Genomic DNA, 18,930 nt, shown 5'->3' on the forward strand with positions numbered 1-18,930 from the left:
GAACTCAATCCATATTGGATTACCTTGCTAGAGCCTGAATTCCCCCCATTTCTGGGTTTCTTCAGAACGAAACGCACACGACGCTTTGGATGAATAAGATTCTTCCGTTTCCACAAATTTCAATCCGTACTGCTCACAAAGTTGAGCAATTCTATCTTTTAATCGGCCCGTAGGGATTTGCACAAACTTTTGATTAGTTGTGTTTCCCATATTGGCAGATTTTTTTTGTCCCTTATTCCAGCCGAATACAATCGTTCCTATCCGATTTTTTAAGCTGTGGTTTATTACCTTCCTTGCTGCCTTGTTGACGGCATCTCGCATTTGGCGGTTACGTTTCTCTGTTAAGCAGGCAAGTCTTTTAGACCAGAATTCATTAGCTTTTCCCTTCATCAGAAATGCCACCCGTTTGTTGTATCCCTGATTGAGCGATTTTAAATGCCTGCCATCAACAATAAAACTTGTACCGACATTGCTCACGCAAGTTAGCCAGTTATCTACGCCGTGGTCAATCATTAAGCACTTAGTCGGGTCTATATCTGCCTGTATTTGGTTTACTTTGTAGACCAATTCTAGGTAGAAACAGCCGTTACGAGGAAGAATGCGATACTCTCGAATCGACTTAAAATCAAGATTAGAGGGTATCGGTAAAAAGAACGCATCTAAGCCGAACCACGCTTTAACCTTGCTTCCAAGGGGGAATCTCAACATTCCATCTTTGAGTTTTACCGACCTACCTGTAAATGTCACAAGTGCCCTTCCGCCTTGACGATATTTTGGTAGTTTCGGGCGTTCCGTAATTACCCCACTTTTAAAAGCTCTTAGTAATCCCATAAATGACTTAAAAGACTCTGCTACGCCCGTCAATATTTGTTGGGCAGTATCAGAGTAGAACGCTTGATAGTGTCGGTTCCGATTTTCAGTCCCCAAAACTTTGTGCAACTGAGCACGGCTTGGGATTTTACCAGTTTTAAAGTATAGCTGGCGGCCATAGTAAGTTCCGCAATTAGAAAGCTTGGCAGCTTCGGAACACAGGTATTCAAGAATAGCTTGAACATCTGAATCAGCCCGAATTACATTTTGTTGACAGCCAAACATGAGTAGTCCTCCTTGTTGTAATATAATACAGCAAAACACCGGAAAAGAGCGTGAACAAACGTTGAGATTTTTTAGAGGCAGGAATCTAAATTGGCACTCGTTGAAGATCGCTGCAAATCTGTAGATAGAACTAAAACTGATGTATTTATAGTCAATCAGGAGCCTCAAGGTTAAGGAAAAGCCGTCCTGAAAGGACGGGGCTTCAGCCCTCCGCTACGCTCCGCCCAGTTTTTTGGTGAACTCTTCGAGCATTTCTTCACAAAAATCAGCGGCTTGTATCTGCAAAAAATGCGATCGAGCTATTAAACATAAAACCCAGAATCCCGCCTTCTCCAAGAAAGCGGGATTCTAAATTCAGAAAAGTTTTACGAGGTTTTTTTTGTCGCTACCAGACTCAGTAAATTAAATGTTTTTAGTCTCTTAAAGAGGGACGATAGTTTTTGTAGCGACACGTTTCAACCTGTCGGGGACTCAACCAAAACGGCCACTCACATAATCTAAAGTAGACTCTTCCTTCGGAGTTTGGAAAATTACCTCAGTCTTGTCACACTCCACAAGATAGCCAAACCGCTTCCCATCGTCAGAAAGTTTAGCATTGAAAAAAGCTGTGAGGTCAGAAACCCGAGAAGCCTGCTGCATATTGTGAGTAACGATCACAATCGTATACTTCTCCTTGAGTTCCCGCATCAACTCCTCAATCTTAATCGTAGAAATCGGGTCAAGAGAAGCGCAAGGTTCATCCATTAACACTACATCAGGATTAATCGCGATCGCCCTAGCAATACACAAACGCTGCTGCTGGCCACCCGAAAGAGAAAAACCGCTTTGCTTCAACTTATCCTTCACCTCATCCCACAAATAAGCTTGGCTGAGCGATTTTTCCACCAGCTCATCCATATCCCCCTTATAATTGTTCACCCTCGCACCGTAAGCAATATTGTCATAAATCGACTTCGGGAAAGGATTCGGCTTTTGAAACACCATCCCAATCTTGCGGCGCACCTCCACAGCATCAATATCAGGATCGTAAAGATTTTGACCCTTGTAATCAATTCTACCCTCTAAACGAAAACCGTTAACTAAATCGTTGAGGCGGTTAAAACATCGCAGAATTGTACTTTTACCGCAGCCAGACGGCCCAATCAAGGCAGTAATGCGATTTTTAGGAATTTCCATTGAAACATTTTTAACCGCGTGAAAAGCGCCGTAAAAAATATTGATATTCTCTGTCCGCAAAACTGTTTCCGTTTGCTTGTCTAAATCCATCATCATACAGGTAACAATCCTCTCAAATTTTACTCAAAACCTGGGTTACATTCGGCCTTCACCATAAGTGCATGAATGCCTTTTTAAAACTCACCCTTTAATACACTTTTTTGTGAGTAGCCCAGCGAGAAAGAATACTCGTCAGCAAAACCATAAACACCAAAATCAAAGATGCAGCCCAAGCCAATTCTTTCTGTGCCTTAAAAGGAACCGTTGCAAAGTTGTACACCAAAACCGAAAGACTCGGAGTTGGCTTATCAAATCCTGCCGGCCAAAAAGGCGAATTCAGCGCCGTAAAAATCAAAGGAGCAGTTTCTCCAGCAGCGCGAGCAATTGCCAGCGTCACACCCGTTAAAATAGCCGGAATTGCCGCAGGCAAAACCACCTGCAACACCGTTTGATAATTAGAAGCACCCACACCAACCGACGCCCATCTAATATCTTGCGGGACGATTTGTAGAGCTTCGTCAGTAGTCCGCACAATCGTCGGCAACATCAGCACGGCCAGCGCCGCGCCCCCTGCAATTGCCGAAAAACCTCCCATATTTACCACGAACAAACCGTAGGCAAATACCCCTGCAATAATCGAAGGAACGCCGCTGAGGACATTAGTAGCAAAGCGTACCCAGCGAGCTACTTGGCCGCTGCTGAATTCCGACAAATAAACGGCGGCCAATACGCCAAAAGGAACAGCAATTAAAGAAGCAATTCCCACCGTCATCAATGTACCGAGAATTGCATTAGCAATACCGCCTCCCGATAGTCCGGGCGGCGGTGGCAGCTTGGTAAACAAGTCTAAATTCAGGCGATTGAAACCTTGTACGGTGACATAGGAAAGAACTGCAAACAAAGGCAGCAGAGTGATGGCCAGACTAGCTCCAGCCAATACAGTCATCCCCAGACTAAACAGCGCTTGCGGGCTGTTTTTAACCTTCTTTAAACTGCCTGTTTTCGATACCAAAGGATTCTCATCGGAGACGCTATTTGACATAAACTAAAAATATGTAGGAAATGGCGGCAAACTTCTAGTTGTACTTCGCTCTTACTTGAGAAACAATCCACTCTGCCAAAATATTAACAATCAGTGTCATAATAAACAGAATTAGCCCAGTGTACATCAGAGCTGCTACTTGCAACCCGGAGGCTTCCGCAAACTGATTTGCCATCAGAGAAGCAATTGTATTTGCCGGAGCTAGCACAGAAAGACTTAACTGATTGGAATTGCCAATTAACAGAGTCGCAGCCATTGTTTCTCCCATCGCGCGACCGAGCCCAAGCATAATTCCGCCGACAATGCCGGAAAAAGCCGCCGGTACGAGTACCCTAAAAATCGTTGTCCACCGAGTAGCCCCTAAACCTAGAGATGCTTGTCGCAAATCGGGCGGGAGACTTGCCAAAGAGTCGCGGGAGATAGCAGTAATAATGGGCAAAGTCATGATTCCCAAAATTACTCCTGCTGGTAACATTCCCGGCCCAACTGGCGAGGTGCTAAAAATCGGCAGCCATCCGAAAGTGCCGTTGAGAAACTTGCCGAGAGTGGTAATCAGGGGAATCAATACAGCAATTCCCCACAAACCGTAGACTACGCTGGGAATGGCAGCTAAAAGTTCTACTAAAAAAACCAAAGCTGTGCGGACTGGCAGCGGCAAAAAATCTTCACTCAAGAAGATGGCAGTCCCTACTCCTAATGGTACAGCAATTAGGAGCGCGATCGCCGAACTGACGATCGTCCCGTAAATCATCGGCAGCGCACCGTACTCTTCTTTAACCGGATTCCAGCTACTGCCAAACAGAAAGCCCAAACCGTACTGTTGAATCGCAGGTAAAGCCCTGTAACCAACGGTGAGGGCGATTACCAGCAAAATTACACCAACTCCTATTCCCAAAATCCGAGTCAGCCAGATAAAGCCTTGATCTAAGGATTTTTCTGCCCCAGAGCGCGATCGGCTCTGTGATGGAGCGCTGTTATTATCTGAAATCATAGAAAAAAAAACCAAATATATAGTAGCGGAAAATAGCCTGTTTCGGAAAAAGCTAGAAGGAAGCAGAAAGAAAGACGATAAATAAAATCAAAGAGGGGCGGGTTTATTAATCCCCTGACTTTTCAACAAATATTTCTGGTAAAACCCGCCCCTTGTATTTTCAAAGAGGTAGATGGCGATTTACCGTTGGGTGGGGCGGGTTTATCAGATTATTGATTTTAGGCAATTATTGTCGGTGAACCCGCCCCTACAGAAATATCTCTCTTCCTTTTTTCCCTCTGCCAACTGTCAACTAACAACTGCCAACTGTCAACTGCCCACTGACTTCTCTTACTATTTGGCAACCTCAATCTTGTAGTCTGGGCTGATGCCGTCAGCGGCCGCGGCTACTTTTTCTTTAACGTTTTGGGGCAGAGGAACGTAGCCCAATTCGGAACTAACTTTTTGACCTTCATTCAAGCCGTATTCAACCATTGCCTCGATGGTTTTGGCTTTGTTGGGGTCAGTAACTGTTTTGGGGACTAGCATCCAAGTGTAGGTGACAATTGGATAGGATTGAGCGCCTTCGGGGTCTTCGATAAATGCTCGCAGGTTTTCCGGCAGCGGCACAGTCGCTAAAGCTTGAGAAGCTGACTCGTCGTTAGGTACTACAAATGTGCCTGCTTTGTTTTCCAAAGATGCAAATTTGAGATTGTTGTTTTTGGCGTAGCCGTATTCTACGTAGCCGATGCTGCCGACGGTTTGCAGGAGTTGGGCTGTGACGCCTTCGTTGCCTTTTGCGCCTACGCCTACGGGCCACTGTACTGTTTTGCCGTCGCCTACTGCACTTTTCCAGTCGGGGCTGATGGCACTCAGGTGTTTGGTGAAGACGGCGGTGGTACCGCTACCGTCGGAACGGTGGACGATGGTGATGGCTTGGTCTGGCAATTTAGCGCCCGGGTTGGCCGCTGCAATTTTGGGATCGTTCCAGTTGGTAATTTTACCGGCGAAGATTTCTGAGTAAACATCTCTCGGCAGTTTCAGTGGTTCGGTTAAGTCTGGCAGGTTGTAGCCCAGGACGATGCTGCCGGCTGTCATGGGCAGCAGTATCACGCCTTTGTCTGCTGGAACTTTGGCGATTTCGTCGTCTTTCATGCCGGTGTCGCTGGCCCCAAAGTCTACTGTGCCTTTGGTAAATTGTTCGACTCCGGCCCCGCTGCCTACTGATTGATAGTTAATTTGTACTTTGGGGTTGATTTTGTTGAAGTCTTGAAACCAACGCTGGTACAGGGGGGCGGGGAATGAGGCGCCGGCTGCGGTGATGGCTACGTCTGAGGCTAGGGCGAGTTTGGTGTTTTCCGCTGTGCCCGTGGCTGCAACGGGGGATGCGCCGGGGGATGCTGCGGTGTCGCCGCCGGGGCTGGGGCTGGTGCTCGTGTTTGGGCTGTCACTGCGGCAAGCTGCTACACTGAGGGCGATCGCCATTACGGTAATTGCTGTAGTCAGACGCTTTGGATTAATCAAGTTGAGACGAAAAAGCATAGGTATAAAAAATCTGCGATCGTTATATGGGTGTCCCGCATCAGCATAGCGCGCAAAAGTAAAGGTTAGGTTAAGAATCTTTACACTTAATGGCAATTTAATATTAATTAATATTATTAATGTTATATATGAGCTTGACAAGTGTCAACATATAAGGTATATGGCAGAAACCGAGCTACGGAAACAAGCAGTCGATCGCCCGTTAGCGAAGCCCTCGAAGAGGATCGCGAAAAATTCCCTATTAAATTATCACAAGATCGAGGCTTGAGAATCAGAAAACAATACAATGGTGGTTATTTTGATAGTAGTGCTATTATTAAGAATTTAAAAGCTGCGGGCATTGAAGCTTGCATCTGACAAATACATTCTGAGGAATGCCGTTTGATGATATAGCAACCGCCCTGACGGTTAGGACGTTCTTAATTGCACAAACATAAACGGTCGATTGCAACTTCGGTCTTCCTTCTTTCTTCTGCTATAATGCCTGCTCCTATTGAATTAATCTGGGCTGTTATTGGTTTGCTTCTGACGATAGGAGGCACTTTTTTGCCTGCATCTGTCACAATTCCGATTGGGTTGTGGGACGATCGAGGACTTCAAGCGTACTCTTTAGGTGTTACCTATCAAATTGGAGCCGTTTTGCTAGTAGGCTGCATGGGGGGGAAAAATGCTGCGGCTCTCTCGCAAATTGCCTATTTGGCATTAGGATTAACTTTGTGGCCAGTTTTTTCTCAAGGCGGCGGCATCGGCTATCTCAAAGAAGCGAGTTTTGGGTATTTGCTGGGTTTTGTGCCTGGTGCTTGGGTGTGCGGCTGGGTGGCTTTTAAGGTGGCTTCGCGGCTGGAATCTATGGCTTTTAGCTGTTTGTGCGGTTTGTTCACTGTTCACGCGATCGGCTTAATTTATCTAATTTTTACTTACTTGCTGCCTCCGGCAAAAAAAACACCTTTATTTGATGAGATTCTTAAATATTCGGTTTATCCTCTGCCGGGACAATTGGCGGTAGTTTGTGCGATCGCAGTGCTGTCATTTACTTTGCGCCGCTTGATGTTTTATTGATTGGGAAGGAAGAGGGAAGTTCGGCAACGGATTATGTAACGGATGTAACGGATGTCAGGAAGAAGAAAGAAGGAAGAAGGAAGGAAGAAGGAAGAAGGAAGAAGGAAGAAGGAAGGAGGAAGAGGTAACTGGTAATTGTGCAAAATAAGGTTATACTATAAATTGCCCAACGGGAGAGTCCTGTCGCTGCGGCTGGGATTGCTTTTATCCACTGCATTTTGCTCGCAATGACAAGTGAGATTGGAGTAAATTCTCTCATGTCCGATGCCCCATTTTCTATTGCTTAATTCATGCGTTTTAAAAGAAATCCCTTGTTCTGGGTTGCTGCTGTTATCAGTTTAGTTTTAGACCACCTGGCTAAGTTTTGGGTGGTGCAAAATTTTGAATTGACGGTTCCTCCGCAAACGCAGCCACTGTTACCTGGGGTGTTTCACTTCACTTATGTTGTTAATACCGGTGCGGCTTTTAGTCTGTTCAGCAATGGCGGGGCGATTTGGTTGCGCTGGCTGTCTTTGGGCGTTAGTGTCGGATTGATGGTACTAGCTTGGTTCGGGCCGCGAATTAACCGCTGGGAACAAGCTGGCTACGGTTTGATTTTGGGGGGAGCACTGGGCAATGGGATCGATCGATTTGTTTCGGGCCACGTTGTAGATTTTATCGATTTTCGGATAATTCGGTTCCCCGTATTTAATCTGGCGGATGTGTTTATTAATGCTGGGATTATCTGTTTGCTGATTGCAACTTTTCACAGTGCACCGCCGCCGAGAAGGCAAGACGATGGCGATTCTATTTCAGAGTAAATTTGAAGAAGCAATAAGGAAGTTCGCCAACCGATTCGCTTTCTTCGGATGTAACGGATGTAACAGCTAACTAACTGTAGGGTGCGTCAGCGGGGAGATCCTTAGTTTGTGGTCGCCACATTCAACCCTGACGCACCCTACAATGACTTTGGAAATGGCTTAAAATGAGATAAGAACAGACCTATTGTTAAAACTAAATTTGCCCGTGAATCCTAATCCATTTGCTCAAGAACGCTTACTATTTGCCCCAGCAACCCCCGATGCTGATGCTATCCCGACTATTTTTGCTTTTCCCAACGAGTACACGGTGGGTATTACCAGTCTCGGCTATCAGATAGTCTGGGCAACTTTGGCTGTGCGATCGGATATTGAAGTCAGCCGTTTATTTACTGATATCCGCGAACAACTTCCTCGACATCCAGAATTACTGGGATTTTCGCTTTCTTGGGAACTAGACTATGTAAATATTCTAAATTTATTGGAATCTCTAGAAATTCCGATTTGGGCGTCACAACGAACTGATAATCATCCGCTCGTCTTCGGCGGTGGCCCGGTTTTTACTGCGAATCCAGAACCTTTTGCCGATTTTTTTGATGTGATTTTGCTGGGAGATGGCGAACATCTCATTGACAATTTTATTGATGCTTATAAAGAAGTCCGTACCGCCGACAGACAAACTAAATTGCGGCATTTAGCCCAAGTTCCGGGAGTTTACGTCCCCAGTTTGTACGAAGTAACTTATCTGGATGCGACTGAGGGGATTAAATCGATTCAGCCTGTCGATTCGGGAATTCCCAGTATGGTTGAAAAACAGACTTATCGTGGCAATACTTTATCTGCTTCCACTGTGGTGACAGAAAAAGCGGCTTGGGAAAATATTTACATGGTGGAAGTGGTTCGGAGTTGTCCAGAAATGTGCCGTTTTTGTTTGGCAAGTTATCTGACTTTGCCGTTTAGAACTGCGAGTTTGGAGGGTTCGCTAATTCCAGCGATCGATCGCGGTTTAACTGTGACTAATCGTTTGGGTTTGTTGGGTGCTTCGGTGACTCAGCACCCGGAATTTGAAGCGTTGCTGGATCATTTGAATCATCCGAAATACGACGGCGTGCGGTTGAGTCTTTCTTCGGTAAGGACGAATACGGTGACAGTTAAATTGGCAGAAATATTGACCAACAGAGACAGCAAATCTGTGACAATTGCGGTGGAAAGCGGGAGCGATCGCCTCCGCAAAATCGTTAACAAAAAACTCACAAATGACGAAATTATTCAAGCTGCTATCAATGCTAAAGCGGGGGGCTTAAAGGGAATTAAACTTTACGGAATGGCGGGAATTCCCGGCGAAGAAATGGAGGATTTAGAGGAGACGGTGGAGATGATGCGGGCGATTAGAAAAGCCGCTCCCGGTTTGCGGTTGACCTTGGGATGCAGCACTTTTGTTCCGAAATCTCACACTCCTTTTCAGTGGTTTGGAGTGAATAAAGATGCGGAGAAGAGGCTGAAGTTTTTAGATAAAGAATTGCGGAAGTTAGGTTTAGAATTTAGACCTGAAAGCTATAATTGGTCGGTGATTCAGGGTTTGTTGTCAAAGGGCGATCGGCGGTTGTCTCGGCTGTTGGAATTAGTTCGGCATTACGGCGATACTTTGGGCAGTTATCGGCGGGCTTTTAAGGAGTTGCGGGGACAGTTGCCGGATATGGATTTTTATATTTTTCAAGAGTGGGAATTGGATCAGGTTTTGCCTTGGAGTCATTTAAAAGGGCCGCTACCGGAGGCGACTTTGAAGAAGCATTTGGCTGAGGCGATGAGTCATACAACACGACAGCCAAATCAAGAATGTGAGAATTCACTAAGTCCCGTTTAGTAAAAAGGAGAACTGGAAAAATGACGACGGGTTTAAAAACTCCTAGTAGCTACTATATGGAGATCATCACAACTTTTCCACCGCGTCCAATTACTTGTGAAGCTGAGTTAATCGCTACACAAAATCGGATTGATTCTATTGTGAGTCGGAGCCATCTCACGCAGGACGATCGAGATTACTTAAACGTGTTGGGTACTCTTGTTTATGATTACGAACAAAAACATGAGCCAATGCCAGTCTTGAAAGGTATCGCACTACTGAAAGCATTGATGGTTGAAGACAATATTCAAGAAAAAGATTTGGTTGATATTTTTGAATCCGAGTCTTGGGTATCTGAGATGATGGATGGAAAGCGGGAACTGACGGCGAGTCAAATTCAAAAGTTAGCTAAGTTTTTCCATCTTTCCCCTGTGGCATTTCTTGAGTATAATTAATTGCCAGGATACTGGGATGAGTGACGCACTATAATATAATTATGCCCGAAGTCCAGCCGAGAGAAATTCAGCGTTATACTACGCCAGATAACAAAGTGCCTTTCGATCAGTGGTTTGATTCACTGAGAGATATAAATGCTCAAGCCAAGATTATATCTAGGCTTAACCGAATTGCTGATGGTAATTTAGGAGACTATCGCTCCGTGGGGGAAGGCGTATGCGAACTCAAAATAAATTATGGGCCTGGCTACCGAATCTATTTTGGACAAATAGGAATGACAATTGTGATTCTCATCTGCGGAGGCGATAAAAGCACTCAAGACAGAGATATCCGCCAAGCTAAAGAATACTGGACAGATTATAGGAGTTAAGACAATGCCTAAAAGCCTACCTTATCATCCATTTTTGATTGAATCTCTCAGAAAAAAGCCAGAACTAGCAGCAGCCTATATAACGGCGACATTAGAGGAGGAAGAGCCGGAAGCTGAACTGCTAAAACGAGCTCTCCGCGATGTAGCAGAAGCTCTTGGCCAACCAAAAATGAGTCCTGAAGAATATGAATTGCACTTAAAAAAACTGGATGAATTGCTGTCACAGCAAGGAAGTGATGCGATTTACCATCTGGGAACTTGGCTGAATGCTTTGGGATTGAAACTAACTGTTGCTGTTTGTACTGATACAGAGGATAATACTGCAAATGCTGAAACGCGATCGCAAATAACTGTTTAACTTAATCTAGAAAATGCCCAATTTTAAATATTCATCCTTAATTAATGCTACCGTTGAAGCAGTCTGGAACTTTCACGAAAGGCCGGACATTCTGCAACTTTTGACTCCGCCTTGGCAACCGGTGAAAATCATTCGCCGCGAAGGGGGACTCGATGTGGGTGCTGTATCAGAATTTCGCCTGTTATTGGGGCCGATTCCTGTAAAATGGGTGGCGACTCACACTGAGTGCGAACAATATCGCTTGTTTGTTGATGAACAAACTGAGGGGCCGATGGCACGTTGGACTCACCGACACGAGTTTACCTCAGAAAATGGCAAGACTAGATTGACAGATGCGATCCTCTTCGAGGGCTTCGCTAACGCATTTTCGATACCGGGCGGCCCAATTGTCGATTTGTTGTTAGGTTGGTGGGTGGAAATGCGGTTAACAGATATGTTTCGCTACCGCCACGAAGTCACAAAAAGAGAGTGCGAGAAAGATGCAAACAACGGCTGAATATTACTGTGCTTTCTGCGGCGAACCGAGTACAACTTTTGTTGATATCAGCGGTGGTATGGAGCAATCTTATATCGAAGATTGTCAGGTTTGCTGTCGCCCGAATGTTCTGTATGTCAGAATAGATGAAGATACCCTGGATATTGAAATAGATACTGACTATCAAGAATAAGTGACTATCCAAATGTATGAATTGTTTGTGATGCTGACTTGGTAGAATTCATAAATTTTGAAGCTGCTGCTTCTACGAAAGCCTGAAAAATTCGAGAGTTAAATGAACAGTTTGGCGACATTTCCGGGTGCCATTGAATTGCTATCATCCAAGGGTGATAGCAGTGTTCCATTGCTTCTACCACAGTGTCAGGTGCATCGGCTACAATTCGCCAATCGGATGTTACCTTCCGCACTGCTTGATGATGCCAGGAAACAACTGTTGTTGAAGTTTTTCCCATAATTTTTGCTAGCCGACAGGTTGGCTCAATTTCAATGGTATGCTCGATCGCACGCGGGGGAATTCCCGATCCGTGATTAACCTCATCTCCGTAAGCATCCGGTACGTGAATCACCAAACTGCCGCCGCTGGCTACGTTCAAAATTTGCATTCCCCGGCAAATCCCCAACACAGGTATGTCAGCCTTCAAAGCTAGCTTTGCTAAGCTTAATTCAAAATTGTCGCGTTCTGCATTAACCGAGTAAACTGTGCGATCGACATAACCGCCATAAAGTTCTGGGTTGATATCTCCGCCGCCGGAAAAAATCAAACCATCTACTGCATCAAAAATACTAGCGGGATCTAATTGATGGGGCGGCAGTAAAATCGGAATGCCACCAGCCGCCTGAACTGCATCAATATAAGTTCCATTTAAGCGATATTCGCCTGCTGAACAGCGGTTGTATGTTGTGATGCCAACAATAGGAAATTTTTTCATTTGCTAGAGACTGGGAGATAATTATTTACATTAATACTCAGATTTGGCAGTATTTGTAATCAGTGTTTCATGGGCGGGCTACTAGGAGCAACGACCCACAATAAAACTTACTTATGGTTGTGAAACAGGCATCTTGCCTGTTTCTTGTCTGATTACTTGTGATGGATTTCTAGATTAAACTGAAAATTCCCTGCACTGCTGTCTAATTTGTAACAGTTTCAGTATTAGTTTCCGACAGGGGTTTGCGCGTGCACAGATAAGCCAGCGGCCCGAACAGCGGTACTAATGTTACTGCCCAAAATGCTGTAGAGTTCTGCATTCCTCGGCGCGCCATATCGTCTCCTAATAAGGCAGGAAATAGTAGGCAAAGCATACAAAAATCTAAACTCATTACATGGATAAAGCGGCTAGTCTGCCACTGCTGAATAAAATCAGACCAATCGCCGTTTGTCAAGCCAAAGGCAACTAAACCAACCGCAGCTAATGTTAAGAAAATTCCAGTAAAACGGGAGTCTAATATCTTTAAAAAGATATTTTTATGATCGGCAAATTCTGGATTCGGTTCGCGCAGGGCTAAATAAGGCAGCAAGGAAAAAGCGCCGACGCCAAAGGATAAAGTGGCAAATAACCATGCAGGTATTTTCTGGCCCCTGCCGTCAGCAAATAAGACGCAACTGTAGATGAGCGGCCAGACTCCCATGAGGTTGAATAACGCTACAATTAAAGGGTTGATGTCTGCTATTTTGCCTGTGGAAATATTGGTAATTAGTGTGATGGTTTTTTCTGGGCTGTCGGGTGGTGCAAATACAAAGGCGTAGGTGATAAATGCAATCCAAAGCAGCCCAAATCCAATTTTTCTGAACATAGTTAGTTTTTCTTACTTCTGATATTACTATAGCAAGCTTAAAGGGTTTTTCAATAAGACTTTTTTTATTTACCGCAGAGGACGCTCTTGACACAGAGGAAGAGAGGAGAATATCTGAATGTCTTGCTATTTGGTATTGCGGGTTTTGGGCAGATTGCTAAATTTTTGCATAAATTGGCGATCGATCCAATCTTTCCAGTACCACAGCAGCGCCGATTCCCACATGAAAGATCCGCGAGATGCGATCGCCCTTTTATTCCCAGTACCAATTAAGCCTAAGTATTGTTCTTGCGGTACAAAGGGTTTCAGCGGTTTTCCCAATAAAAACTGCTGCAAATTTTCAAACAGCGGTTTGCCCTGACGCACGGCAAACACGCCTGCTTTGGGACGCGGATAATTAACCATCGCAGCGATATCGCCAGCCGCAAATACGTTGGGGTGAGAGACGGATTGCAGGCAATCGTTGACTTGCATAAAGCCGTTTGAGTCGGCTGCTAAACCGGATTCTCTTATCCAATTGGCTGCCGATGCTTGTGTCACCCAAAATATGATCTCGCACTCTAATTCTAAACCTGATTGACAGGAAATTTTGGCATTGGGCATTGGGCATTGGGCATTGGGCATCGGGCATTCTTGATTATCTTCTATGTCAATCGTTTCTGGCTTTTCTATAACACTAACTTTTTCCATTAAATGCAGTTTAATCCCACGACTAATCAAAATTTCTTTCAGGCGGCGACGCACTCGCTGGTTATGTGCCGGCATTAATTCAGCACCGCTGTGAAACAAATGAATTTCTGATGATAAATTTTCTAAAGTTTCTTCCCTCTTCCTTCTTCCCTCTTCCTTCTTCCCTCTTCCTTCTTCCCTCTTCCTTCTTTCCTCTTCCTTCTTCCCTCTTCCTTCTTCCCTCTTCCTTTTTCCCTCTTCCTTCCCCAATCGAGATTGCATATTTAATGCTAATTCTACGCCGCCTGCACCGCCGCCAACAATCGCTATCCGCAGCGGTTTTTCGGGATGGTTTTGCCTTGCGGAAATTAACTGATTCCAGCTAGCTAAAAACTCCGGTACGGGTTTAGCTGCAATTGCATATTCTGCGGCACCCGGTACAGATAAAGTCGCAGGAGTGCTGCCGATATCCACAGAAAGCACATCGAAATTAATCGGAGGGCTAGTTTGACAAATAACTAAATTTTTGTTAAGGTCGATCGCGATCGCCCGATCGATTAATATTTGACACCTGGCAAATTCAGCGAGCGATCGCAAATCGATGTGACATTCATCATAATCGTAAAACCCGGCAACGTGTCCCGGCAGCATCCCCGAATAAGGTGCGTGCAGCACATCGCTAATCAGAGTCAAACGCACGGACGGCAGAGGTTGGATACCGAACATTTTTAATACGATAGCATGACTGTGACCGCCGCCAATTAACACTAAATGTTTCACAATTACAGATGTTCGATCGAAATGTTCTTTTCCCCGATATTGTACAGCACTCGCACTCCGGCAGGCCGCAGAGTCCGGTAAGGATAGCTGGCAGTGCGTAATTAATGATTTCCCAGCAGTTAGACAGAATGCTCTCACTTACCCTCTGTCTCAGAGATTATACGGAGCTCAGTTGCGATCGCATAACATCACTTCACCCATTTCAGTTAACCGATTCCACATTCAGCGCAAATGGCTGTAGACTGTAGAGCGAGCAAATTTTATCACCAAATTATGCCAGGGTGTGTTTCAATAGCTAACTCACCATTCAAAACTATGACATTACGCATCATTCCGCGCAGTTGGCAGCGATCGATTAAAACTCTTTTCCCGCTTCTGTTTGCCCTCTCATTCATTATAGTATTGCTGGCGAACAACTTCATTCCGGCGATCGCCCAGGAACCCCGCCAGGAAATTCGCGGCGTTTGGATGACGACAAACGACAAAGACATCCTCAGAGATCGTCGCAAACTAGGAGATGCTGTCAGCAAACTAAAACGGTTAAATTTTAACACAATCTATCCCGTTGTCTGGAATTCTGGCTATGCAATGTATCCCAGCGATGTAGCGCAGCAAAAAGACATTCAACCCTTTGTTTACAGAGGGTTAGAGGGACAAGATATGATCGGAGATTTGATAGCTCAATCTCACCGCCAAGGTCTGCTAGTAATTCCTTGGTTTGAGTTTGGTTTCATGGCTCCTCCCACATCAGAATTAGCCTTAAATCATCCCGATTGGCTGACACAAAAACAGGACGGCAGCCAAACATCAATCGGTGCAGGTGGCGAAGTAGTTTGGCTCAATCCATTTCATCCAGAAGTGCAGCAATTCATTACCAAACTCGTACTAGAAATCACCACTAAATATAACGCAGACGGCATCCAATTTGACGATCACATGAGTTTGCCGTCTGAATTTGGATACGATGAGTACACAGTTGCTTTGTATACCAAAGAAACAAAAAAAGCTCCGCCAAAAGATTTTCAAAATCCAGCATGGGTGCGGTGGCGAGCCAATAAAATCACCGCTTTTATGTCGCAGCTAAATCAAGCCGTCAAAGCAGTCAAACCCAATGCAATTTTCTCAATTTCTCCCAATTACTACGAGTTTGCTTACAAACATCACCTACAAGATTGGCTGACTTGGGTGCGTTTGGATATTGCCGACGAGCTAATCGTGCAAGTCTACCGTTCCAATCTAGAATCATTTGTAGACAAGCTTAACCGTCCAGAAATGCAAGAAGCGCAGCAAAAAATTCCCACCGGAGTTGGGATTATGACAGGTTTGAGAAATAACCCAGTACCGATTCAGCAAATTAAATCTCAGGTGCAAGCAGTCCAAGAATACGGCTTAGGCGCCGCTTTCTTCTACTACGAAAGCTTGTGGGAATATGCACCAGAACCTCTAGCAGTTCGACTTTCTCAATTTAGCGGTTTCTTCCCGTCTTCTGCATTCCGAACAGCGCTACAAATACCCAGACGCGCGGCGACTTTCCCTCCGCCTGCGCCACCAAAACCAGACCCCAAAGCTAAGCCAGAGCAACCTACCAAAAACAGCCCACCTTCGCCCTCGCCAACCACGTAAAAGAATTAAAGAGTCATCAGTCATTGGTAATTTAGTAGGGTGTGCCATTTGTCCGACAGTCCGACAGGGGTTTAAACCCCTGTCTCATAGCTGAAGTCGTCTAAAGACGACTGTAGCAATTCTATCAAAGCTGTTTTTGTATAGAGTTAGCGCAGAATATATGTGTAACTCTAATTTTCAAAATTGAAATTACTATTTGAGTCGGTTTTAACCGACTTATGCTATTAGACAGGGACTTGAGTCCCTGGCGGCCCGTGGCAGAATGAAACAGCTATACTGGGGGCTAGGCGATACCGAGTTATGTTCCTATAAAATATCCGTATTACCAACAACTACCATCAATAAAAATGCCAACTAACCAAAAACTTTTACTTCCAAAAATGGGCTGCGGCACTTGGGCTTGGGGCAACAGATTGCTCTGGGGCTACAATGAAAGTATGGACGAGGAATTGCAAGCCGTTTTCAATCTTTGTGTTAGTAACGCCGTCACTTTATTCGATACCGGGGACTCTTACGGAACAGGGAAATTAAATGGCCGCAGCGAGCAGCTTTTGGGGCAGTTTTCTCAACAATATCAAGGTGCAAATAAAGACAGTATTTGTATTGCGACAAAACTAGCTGCTTATCCTTGGAGACTGACGCGACAATCAATGATATCGGCTTGCAAAGCCTCGGCTGCGCGCCTCGGAAAAAATGTAGATTTGGTGCAAATGCACTGGTCTACAGCTAATTACGCTCCTTGGCAAGAGGGGGCTCTTTTAGATGGTTTGGCTGACCTTTACGAGCAAGGATTAGTTAAGGGAGTGGGCTTGTCTAATTACGGGCCGAAACGGCTGAAATGGGTGCATCAAAGATTTAGCGATCGCCAAATTCCTATTGTTACTTTACAAGTGCAATATTCGCTACTTTCCACCTATCCGGTGACAGAACTCGGGTTGAAAGATGTTTGCGATGAATTGGGGATAAAATTGATTGCTTACAGTCCTCTAGCCTTGGGGTTGCTGACGGGTAAATATTCCGAAAACGGCTCTCTTCCTAAAGGTATCCGAGGTTTGGCGTGCAAGCAGCTACTTCCGGGAATGCGATCGCTTTTGGAGTGTTTGCGAGAAATAGCGGCATTCAGAAACAAAACTGTTTCGCAGGTAGCAATCAACTGGTGCATCTGCAAAGAAACTATTCCGATTCCGGGGGCCAAATCTGCGACACAGGCGAGGGATAATATTGGTGCTTTGGGCTGGGAGTTAGACTCCGGGGAGATTGCAGAATTGGATAAGGCGGCGGCGAGTGTAGATAAAAAAATGGTGCAGAATATTTTTCAAACTCGGTAAAAAGACTCTCGCGTGGGGTGGGGGCGGGTTTATTTAAGCTGTCTGCATTCTTTAAATCTTTTGGTGAACCCGCCCCTACAGTTTTTTGACTGCGGGTGCAAGAGATCGGGTTAAATAGATATGATTGCTGTAGGGGCGGGTTTTACAAACTATCATTGCCTAAAATCAATAATCTCATAAACCCGCCCCCACCGGATGACACAATCTTTCATTGATTCACACAAAAATTTTCCACGCAGCGCACAAACATTTCTACACCCATCCCCAGCGCAGTTTCATCAAAATCAAAACGCGGGTGATGGTGCGGGTAAGCCAAGTTTTTCTCTGGATTTGCTGAACCCAAAAAGAAATAGCAACCGGGAACTTCTTGCAAAAAGAACGACATATCCTCGCCGCCCATTGTTTGACATTCTGGAACGATTCCCGCAGGAGTTTCTACAACTGATTCTGCCACGTCGCGCACCAATTCAGCTATTCTCGAATCATTAATAACTGGCGGATAAAGCGCACAATAATCTAATTGGTAATTGGCCCCATGACTCTGACAAATTCCGGCAATTACTTGCTCGATCCGCTGTGCAAAATAACCTTGATATGCTGGATTGAAATAGCGCACCGTGCCAGCGATTTGAGCAGTATCGGCAATCACATTGTGGGTGTGGCCTGCGTGGAATTTGCCGACAGTTACTACCGCTGAGTCGATCGGGTCAATGTTCCGCGCGACAATTGCCTGCAAAGCGCTGACAATTTGGGCTGTAACTACGATCGAGTCCACAGTCTGATGTGGCATTGCGCCGTGTCCACCTTTCCCAAAAATCGTGCAGTCAAAAACTTCCACAGCCGCCATCAAAGCGCCGCTGCGGACGCCTACAGTGCCCAAAGGTAGATTGTTCCACAAATGCAAGCCGACGATCGCATCAACATCAGGATTCTTCAAAACACCCGCTTCAATCATCGGTTTTGCGCCTCCTGGCCCTTCTTCGGCGGGCTGAAATATAAATTTTACTTTACCCGAAAAGCTGTGTTTGTGCTTTGCGAGATAACAGACAGTACCGAGGGCGATCGCAGTGTGGCCGTCGTGACCGCAAGCGTGCATAATTCCATCATGCTGCGATCGATAATCCACCTCATTTTCTTCTTGAATAGGCAAAGCATCCATATCCGCCCGAATTGCCAAAACCCGCCCCGGTTTGCCGCTGTCTATAGTGGCGACAATACCAGTTTTAGCAATATTAGTTTCATGCTCAATTCCCCATTCCTGCAACTTTTGCGAGACAAACTGCGCCGTTAAATTTTCATCAAAACTCAACTCCGGCCTTTGATGCAAAAGGCGACGCCATTCGACTAGCTGAGGCTGCAAATTTCTAATCTCCAGTCGCAATTGAGATAAATCTACAGAGGTTAAATTCGGTAAAGTAGAAACCATGTTTTATTCTCCTTATAGCAATTCTGAATAATTTGTGAAACTCTCTCTTCTCTTTCTCTGTGCTCTC

21 protein-coding genes are annotated in these 18,930 nt (G+C 45.2%); 12 read left to right on the forward strand and 9 right to left on the reverse strand.

Going from position 1 to position 18,930, the window contains the following annotated elements; translation table 11 throughout:
• Nucleotides 1–27 precede the first annotated feature (27 nt).
• The 5 genes from QT990_RS13695 to pstS form a co-directional block, all read right to left on the reverse strand.
• Nucleotides 28–1,095: a transposase gene (locus tag QT990_RS13695; protein WP_333465332.1), complete on the reverse strand. Its 1,068-nt coding sequence runs from the start codon at nucleotides 1,093–1,095 to the stop codon at nucleotides 28–30.
• Nucleotides 1,096–1,566: 471 nt separating this feature from the next.
• Nucleotides 1,567–2,367, reverse strand: coding sequence for a phosphate ABC transporter ATP-binding protein PstB (gene pstB, locus QT990_RS13700; RefSeq protein WP_333139491.1), 801 nt, complete (start codon nucleotides 2,365–2,367; stop codon nucleotides 1,567–1,569).
• 91 nt (nucleotides 2,368–2,458) lie between these two features.
• Nucleotides 2,459–3,352, reverse strand: a complete 894-nt coding sequence (gene pstA, locus QT990_RS13705) for a phosphate ABC transporter permease PstA (protein ID WP_333139489.1) — start codon at nucleotides 3,350–3,352, stop codon at nucleotides 2,459–2,461.
• Nucleotides 3,353–3,386: 34 nt separating this feature from the next.
• Nucleotides 3,387–4,343, reverse strand: coding sequence for a phosphate ABC transporter permease subunit PstC (gene pstC, locus QT990_RS13710; RefSeq protein ID WP_333465333.1), 957 nt, complete (start codon nucleotides 4,341–4,343; stop codon nucleotides 3,387–3,389).
• A gap of 333 nt (nucleotides 4,344–4,676) precedes the next feature.
• Entirely contained in the window at nucleotides 4,677–5,864 is a 1,188-nt protein-coding gene (gene pstS, locus QT990_RS13715; protein WP_333465334.1) for a phosphate ABC transporter substrate-binding protein PstS, read from the reverse strand.
• Between the two features lie 141 nt (nucleotides 5,865–6,005).
• On the opposite strand from pstS, the gene QT990_RS13720 reads away from it, so the two are divergent.
• The 10 genes from QT990_RS13720 (at nucleotide 6,006) to QT990_RS13765 (ending at nucleotide 11,415) form a co-directional block, all read left to right on the forward strand.
• Complete coding sequence (locus QT990_RS13720) at nucleotides 6,006–6,221, forward strand: hypothetical protein (protein ID WP_333410850.1); 216 nt, start codon at nucleotides 6,006–6,008, stop codon at nucleotides 6,219–6,221.
• Between the two features lie 123 nt (nucleotides 6,222–6,344).
• Nucleotides 6,345–6,923, forward strand: a complete 579-nt coding sequence (locus QT990_RS13725; protein WP_333244950.1) for a biotin transporter BioY — start codon at nucleotides 6,345–6,347, stop codon at nucleotides 6,921–6,923.
• Nucleotides 6,920–7,051 carry a hypothetical protein gene (locus QT990_RS13730; RefSeq protein WP_333465335.1) on the forward strand — a complete coding sequence of 44 codons (132 nt, stop codon included), beginning with the start codon at nucleotides 6,920–6,922 and terminating at the stop codon, nucleotides 7,049–7,051. The genes QT990_RS13725 and QT990_RS13730 overlap by 4 nt, the downstream gene beginning before the upstream one ends.
• Nucleotides 7,052–7,213: 162 nt before the next feature.
• Nucleotides 7,214–7,723 carry a signal peptidase II gene (lspA, locus tag QT990_RS13735; protein WP_333465336.1) on the forward strand — a complete coding sequence of 170 codons (510 nt, stop codon included), beginning with the start codon at nucleotides 7,214–7,216 and terminating at the stop codon, nucleotides 7,721–7,723.
• A 205-nt stretch (nucleotides 7,724–7,928) separates the two neighbouring features.
• Nucleotides 7,929–9,584, forward strand: a complete 1,656-nt coding sequence (locus QT990_RS13740) for a radical SAM protein (RefSeq protein ID WP_333465337.1) — start codon at nucleotides 7,929–7,931, stop codon at nucleotides 9,582–9,584.
• Nucleotides 9,585–9,604: 20 nt separating this feature from the next.
• On the forward strand, nucleotides 9,605–10,018 hold the full coding sequence (locus QT990_RS13745) for a transcriptional regulator (protein WP_333410847.1): 414 nt from the start codon (nucleotides 9,605–9,607) through the stop codon (nucleotides 10,016–10,018).
• A 41-nt stretch (nucleotides 10,019–10,059) separates the two neighbouring features.
• The gene (locus QT990_RS13750) at nucleotides 10,060–10,389 is read left to right on the forward strand and encodes a type II toxin-antitoxin system RelE/ParE family toxin (RefSeq protein ID WP_333410846.1); all 330 of its coding nucleotides are present in this window, start codon (nucleotides 10,060–10,062) and stop codon (nucleotides 10,387–10,389) included.
• A gap of 4 nt (nucleotides 10,390–10,393) precedes the next feature.
• Nucleotides 10,394–10,747: a transcriptional regulator gene (locus tag QT990_RS13755; RefSeq protein WP_333410845.1), complete on the forward strand. Its 354-nt coding sequence runs from the start codon at nucleotides 10,394–10,396 to the stop codon at nucleotides 10,745–10,747.
• Between the two features lie 13 nt (nucleotides 10,748–10,760).
• Nucleotides 10,761–11,243: an SRPBCC family protein gene (locus tag QT990_RS13760; RefSeq protein WP_333107082.1), complete on the forward strand. Its 483-nt coding sequence runs from the start codon at nucleotides 10,761–10,763 to the stop codon at nucleotides 11,241–11,243.
• A complete protein-coding gene (locus QT990_RS13765; protein ID WP_006635525.1) occupies nucleotides 11,227–11,415 on the forward strand; it encodes a CPXCG motif-containing cysteine-rich protein in 189 nt (62 codons plus the stop codon). The genes QT990_RS13760 and QT990_RS13765 overlap by 17 nt, the downstream gene beginning before the upstream one ends.
• Nucleotides 11,416–11,419: 4 nt before the next feature.
• Here QT990_RS13765 and QT990_RS13770 read toward each other — a convergent pair whose 3' ends face one another.
• The 3 genes from QT990_RS13770 to QT990_RS13780 form a co-directional block, all read right to left on the reverse strand.
• Nucleotides 11,420–12,172, reverse strand: coding sequence for a gamma-glutamyl-gamma-aminobutyrate hydrolase family protein (locus QT990_RS13770; protein WP_333465338.1), 753 nt, complete (start codon nucleotides 12,170–12,172; stop codon nucleotides 11,420–11,422).
• Nucleotides 12,173–12,374: 202 nt separating this feature from the next.
• Entirely contained in the window at nucleotides 12,375–13,037 is a 663-nt protein-coding gene (locus QT990_RS13775; RefSeq protein WP_333465339.1) for a DUF2834 domain-containing protein, read from the reverse strand.
• 126 nt (nucleotides 13,038–13,163) lie between these two features.
• Nucleotides 13,164–14,432 carry an FAD-dependent oxidoreductase gene (locus QT990_RS13780; RefSeq protein ID WP_445305439.1) on the reverse strand — a complete coding sequence of 423 codons (1,269 nt, stop codon included), beginning with the start codon at nucleotides 14,430–14,432 and terminating at the stop codon, nucleotides 13,164–13,166.
• Between the two features lie 285 nt (nucleotides 14,433–14,717).
• On the opposite strand from QT990_RS13780, the gene QT990_RS13785 reads away from it, so the two are divergent.
• Together QT990_RS13785 and QT990_RS13790 are read left to right on the forward strand one after the other, a co-directional pair.
• A complete protein-coding gene (locus tag QT990_RS13785) occupies nucleotides 14,718–16,109 on the forward strand; it encodes a glycoside hydrolase family 10 protein (protein ID WP_333204537.1) in 1,392 nt (463 codons plus the stop codon).
• Nucleotides 16,110–16,456: 347 nt separating this feature from the next.
• Nucleotides 16,457–17,437 carry an aldo/keto reductase gene (locus QT990_RS13790; protein WP_333139464.1) on the forward strand — a complete coding sequence of 327 codons (981 nt, stop codon included), beginning with the start codon at nucleotides 16,457–16,459 and terminating at the stop codon, nucleotides 17,435–17,437.
• 208 nt (nucleotides 17,438–17,645) lie between these two features.
• Here QT990_RS13790 and QT990_RS13795 read toward each other — a convergent pair whose 3' ends face one another.
• Nucleotides 17,646–18,863 (reverse strand): M20 family metallopeptidase, encoded by a 1,218-nt coding sequence (locus tag QT990_RS13795; RefSeq protein WP_333465341.1) that lies wholly within the window; start codon nucleotides 18,861–18,863, stop codon nucleotides 17,646–17,648.
• Nucleotides 18,864–18,930: the final 67 nt, after the last annotated feature.

Source organism: Microcoleus sp. T3_B1 (assembly GCF_036700445.1).
Lineage (GTDB): Bacteria > Cyanobacteriota > Cyanobacteriia > Cyanobacteriales > Microcoleaceae > Microcoleus.